At 60.4% G+C, this 5216-nt stretch carries 3 protein-coding genes and 1 pseudogene; all 4 read right to left on the bottom strand.

Annotated elements, in window-relative coordinates; genetic code table 11:
- A partial coding sequence (locus tag HX846_RS29210; protein WP_178966676.1) for a zinc-ribbon domain-containing protein occupies positions 1–228 on the bottom strand: 228 nt, incomplete at its 3' end.
- 300 nt (positions 229–528) lie between these two features.
- On the bottom strand, positions 529–2886 hold the full coding sequence (gene ligA, locus HX846_RS29205) for an NAD-dependent DNA ligase LigA (RefSeq protein ID WP_008437559.1): 2358 nt from the start codon (positions 2884–2886) through the stop codon (positions 529–531).
- An 87-nt stretch (positions 2887–2973) separates the two neighbouring features.
- Positions 2974–3825 carry a cell division protein ZipA gene (gene zipA / locus HX846_RS29200; protein WP_003219080.1) on the bottom strand — a complete coding sequence of 284 codons (852 nt, stop codon included), beginning with the start codon at positions 3823–3825 and terminating at the stop codon, positions 2974–2976.
- A 259-nt stretch (positions 3826–4084) separates the two neighbouring features.
- A pseudogene (locus tag HX846_RS29195) lies at positions 4085–5216 on the bottom strand (chromosome segregation protein SMC); the annotation flags it as partial.

Genomic DNA, 5216 nt, shown 5'->3' with positions numbered 1-5216 from the left:
AGGGTCGGCGTCCAGCAGCCAGGTATCGGCATACGGGCCGGGCTGCAGGGAGGACAGGCGACTCTGCTCCGGCTGATAGCCCAGCAGCGCCGAGCAGGCCAGGCACTGGCTGTTGCGAAAGAACAGCGATTGCCCACAGCGGCACTGCCAGACCTTGCTGTTGCGCGAGGTCTCGGCCATGAACGGTGCGGCGATGCGCGAACTGAGTTGTTCGAAGAAGCGGTACATGGCGATCTCTCCGGGAGGCTTGCCAATACTAGAGCATTGCCCGAGAGAGATCGTTCCCACGCTCTGCGTGGGAATGCATCCAGTGACGCTCCGCGTCGCACCTTTCAGAGCGGACGCAGAGCGTCCAGGGCGGCGTTCCCACGCAGAGCGTGGGAACGATCATCAGACTAGAGCATTGCCCGGGAGAGATCGTTCCCACGCTCCGCGTGGGAATGCATCCATTGACGCTCCGCGTCGCAACTTTAGAGCGGACGCAGAGCGTCCAGGGCGCCGTTCCCACGCAGAGCGTGGGAACGATCATCAGACCGTGATGTTGTGCTTGGCCAAAAACGCCACGAACGCCTCTTCATCCAGCACTTTCAAGCCCAGCTCAGTGGCCTTGGCGAGCTTCGAACCCGCGCCCGGCCCGGCGACCACGCAATGGGTTTTCGCCGACACCGAGCCCGCCACCTTGGCGCCCAGGCTTTCGAGTTTTTCCTTGGCAACATCGCGGCTCATCAGTTCCAGGGAGCCGGTGAGCACCCATGTGTGACCGGCCTCGGGCAAGCCTTCGACGACTTTCTTCTCACTCTGCCAGTGCATGCCGAAGTCCTTGAGCTGTTGCTCGATGGCCAGCGCACGCCGGGCGTTTTCTTCAATATCAAAAAAGTCCCGGACGGCCTTGGCCTGCTTCTCCGGCAACGCCTGGCGCATGTCGAGCCAGTCGGCCTTGATCACGCCTTCGAGGGAGCCAAACTTGTCCGCCAGCTTCTGCGCGGCGCCCGGCCCTACGGACGGTACGTGCAGCTTGTCGAGCAAGCCGCCCAACGTGGTGCTGGCCGCAAACTCGGCGCTCAGGTCGCCCTGCTCCTGCAACTCCAGGCCGCACTCGTCCTTCGAGATCAGGGCGCCAATCACATCCTGGTTATGGCTGTCTTCAAAGAAGCTGTGAATCTCGTGGGCCACTTCCAGGCCAACGTCCGGCAAGTACGTCAGCACTTCCGGCAAGGCCTGCTGCACGCGCTCCAGGGATGCCAGCGAGCGCGCCAGCACCTTGGCCGTCTCCTCGCCCACATCGGGAATGCCCAGAGCGTAGATAAACCGTGCGAGGGTTGGCGTCTTGCTGTTTTCAATAGAGGCAATCAGCTTCTTGCTGGAAACGTCGGCAAAACCTTCCAGGTCGATGATCTGTTCGTACTTGAGCTTGTAGAGATCCGCCGGCGAGCCGATGAGTTTTTCGTCCACCAGTTGCTCGATGGTCTTGTCGCCCAGGCCATCGATGTCCATGGCCCGGCGCGAAACGAAATGGATGATCGCCTGCTTGAGCTGCGCACCACAGGCCAGGCGCCCGACGCAGCGGTACACCGCGCCTTCACTGACGGTTTCCTTGCCCTTGCTGCGCTTGACCAGTTGCGTACGCTCAACGTGGGAGCCGCACACCGGGCAGCTCTCGGGGATCTGCACCGCACGGGCGTTTTCCGGGCGGCGCTCGGTCACCACCGATACCACTTGGGGAATCACATCACCGGCACGGCGGATGATCACCGTGTCGCCGATCATCAGGCCCAGGCGTGCCACCTCGTCCATGTTGTGCAGTGTGGCGTTGGACACGGTCACACCCGCGACCTTGACCGGTTTCAAGCGTGCCACGGGTGTCACAGCGCCGGTGCGGCCGACCTGGAATTCAACGTCAAGCAGCTCGGTCAGCTCTTCCATGGCCGGGAATTTATGGGCAATTGCCCAGCGCGGCTCGCGGGCACGGAAGCCCAGCTCCCGCTGGTAGGCAATGCTGTTGACCTTGAACACCACGCCGTCGATTTCATAGGGCAAGGCGTTGCGGCGCTCACCGATATCGCGGTAGTAGTCGAGGCAATCCTGAATCCCTTTTGCCAGCTTCAGCTCATGGCTGATGGGCATGCCCCACTTCTTCAGCTGTTGCAGGTTGCCGATGTGGGTGTCGCTGATATCCGTGGTCACGCCATAGCAGCAGAATTCCAGCGGACGGCTGGCGGTGATCTTCGAGTCCAGCTGACGCAGGCTACCCGCCGCCGCGTTGCGCGGGTTGGCGAAAGTCTTGCCGCCAACTTCCAGCTGGGTGGCGTTCAGCCGCTCGAAACCGGCCTTGGACATGAATACTTCGCCGCGCACTTCGAGGGTCGCCGGCCAGCCGGTGCCGTGCAGTTTCAAAGGAATGTTGCGCACGGTACGCACGTTGACGCTGATGTCTTCGCCAGTGGTGCCATCGCCACGGGTGGCGCCACGCACCAGCTCACCGTCCTGATACAGCAGGCTGACCGCCAGGCCATCGAGCTTCGGCTCGCAGCTGTACTCCACCGCTGCGCCACCGCCAAACAGGTCGCCCACGGGCAGGTCCAGGCCTTCAGTGACCCGGCGATCGAATTCCAGCATGGTGCTTTCATCAAAGGCGTTGCCGAGGCTGAGCATCGGGATTTCGTGGCGTACCTGAGTGAACGCAGACAATGCCGCACTGCCGACCCGCTGCGTCGGTGAATCACGGGTTACCAGCTCCGGGTGCTCGGCTTCAAGCGCCTTGAGCTCGTGGAACAAACGGTCGTACTCGGCGTCCGGAATGCTCGGCTCGTCGAGGACGTGGTAACGGTAGTTGTGCTGATCCAGTTCAGCGCGCAGTTCGAGGATGCGGGTGTGGGCGGCGGTCATGGGTGTTCTCTCATAAAGCAAAAGAGCAGCCGAAGCTGCTCAATATGTTAGTGCATGGATTCTACAGGCAACGCTTAAGCTTGGACCTTAGCGCTTCTGTGTCAGGGCACGACGCTCGAACTCGACGATGCGCTGACGGTAATGCTCGATGGTCTGGGCGGTCAGGACACTGCGTTGATCGTCCTTGAGTTCGCCGTTGAGTTCCTGGGACAGCTTGCGAGCTGCCGCCACCATCACGTCGAACGCTTGTTTCGGGTGACGCGGGCCCGGCAAGCCGAGGAAGAAGCTCACCGCCGGAGTGCTGAAATGGTCGATGTCGTCCAGATCGAAGATGCCCGGCTTGACCGCATTGGCCATGGAGAACAGGACTTCACCGTTGCCGGCCATGCTTTCGTGGCGATGGAAAATATCCATCTCGCCAAAGCGCAGGCCGCTTTCCAGAATATTCTGCAGCAGGGCCGGGCCCTTGAAGCCGGCGGCGTCACGGCAGATCACGCTGATCACCAGCACCTCTTCGGCAGCCGGCTGGTCCTTGACGGATTCTTTATGGGCGCTCTTGGCCGGGGACTCATCCGGGAAGTCGTCATCACGGCTGCTGAAGCTCGGGCCTTCTTCCAGGTCCAGGTTCAGGTCGCCCTGGGATGGCTCGCTGGCCGCGCTGCGCTTGCCGCGCTTGGGTTCACGGGCTTCACGCACCGGTGCGCTCATCGACGGCAGGTCGTGCTCGTCCAGGTGCGGTTCTTTATGGTTGTCCAGGACACGCGGTGGCCCCAGCAGCTCGGCGCTGCCGTCGTCGTCCGGCAAATTGGACAGGTTGCGGTCCAGGCGAAATTTCAACTTGCCCTTGCCGCCACGCATCCGGCGCCAGCCATCAAAAAGAATACCGGCAATGACAATAATGCCGATGACGATCAGCCACTCGCGCAGACCGATTTCCATGTAATCCCGTGCCTCTAATAAAAAATGCTGAAAAATAAGGGGTTTAGCACCGTGCAAACCGCTTTAAAACGTGGCGCCAACTCTATGTTCTGAATGACGTTTTGCCCACGCATACGAAAATTTGACATTAAACTAGCACGACCAAAGATAACTTTACACCGTCTGTCAAAATGCCTTGAACAAATATGTCCATTTGCCACTTTTCCCAGACCGGTAAATCACCTTACGTCCTGCTGAAAATCCTCCTTCGACCTGCGGCTCAGGATTCCACCAGCGCCATCGCCTCTTCGACATCCACCGCCACCAATCGCGAACAGCCCGGCTCGTGCATCGTCACGCCCATCAATTGATCGGCCATTTCCATGGCGATCTTGTTGTGGGTGATATAGATGAACTGCACCGTCTGGGACATCTCTTTAACCAGTCGGGCGTACCGTCCAACGTTAGCGTCATCCAGCGGGGCGTCAACTTCGTCGAGCATGCAAAACGGCGCCGGGTTCAACTTGAAGATCGCAAATACCAGGGCCAATGCGGTCAGTGCCTTCTCGCCACCAGACAACAAATGGATGGTGCTGTTCTTCTTGCCCGGAGGCCGCGCCATGATCGTTACCCCTGTATCGAGTAGATCTTCGCCCGTCAGTTCCAAGTAAGCGCTGCCACCACCGAAAACTTTCGGGAATAACGCCTGTAAACCGCCATTAATCTGATCAAAGGTATCTTTGAAGCGATTACGGGTTTCCTTGTCGATCTTGCGGATCACGTTCTCCAGGGTGTCCAGCGCTTCGACAAGATCGGCGTTCTGCGCATCCAGATAACGTTTGCGCTCGGACTGCTGCTGGTACTCGTCGATGGCCGCGAGGTTGATCGCGCCGAGTCGTTGAATGCGCGCGGCAATCCGCTCAAGTTCTTCTTCGGCTTCTCTCTCGTTGGCCTCGGCGGTCAGGGTATTGAGCACGCCGTGCAGGTCGTAGCCGTCTTCCAGCAACTGGTCTTGCAGGGTTTTGCGGCGCACCGTCAGGGCCTGCCATTCCATGCGCTGCTGTTCGAGCTGGCCCCGGATCAGTTGCGACTGTTGCTCGGCCTGGGTCCGGCGTTTTTCCGCGTCGCGCAGTTCGCGGTCGGCGTCTTCCAGGGCGATTTGGGCGGTCTTGAGCTCTTCGTCGACGGTCATGCGCTTGTCGAGCAACTCTTCAAGCTTCAGGCGCAGCTCTTCCAGCGGGGCCTCGCCCTCCTCCAGGTTGAGGCTCAGTTGCTCGCGTTTTTCTGCCAGGCGTTCGGACTGCATTTCCAGGCGCTCAAGGGCCTGGCGCGTGGAGTCGTGCTGCGCCCGCAGGGAGCCGAGGCGCACGGCCAATTGATGGGCGTGATCCTTGTGCTGGCGAGCTTCCTGG

Origin of the sequence: Pseudomonas sp. K5002 (assembly GCF_013386655.1) — a bacterium.
Lineage (GTDB): Bacteria > Pseudomonadota > Gammaproteobacteria > Pseudomonadales > Pseudomonadaceae > Aquipseudomonas.
Note: the sequence above shows the minus strand (reverse complement) of the source record. Positions and strands in the feature narration are given on the sequence as shown.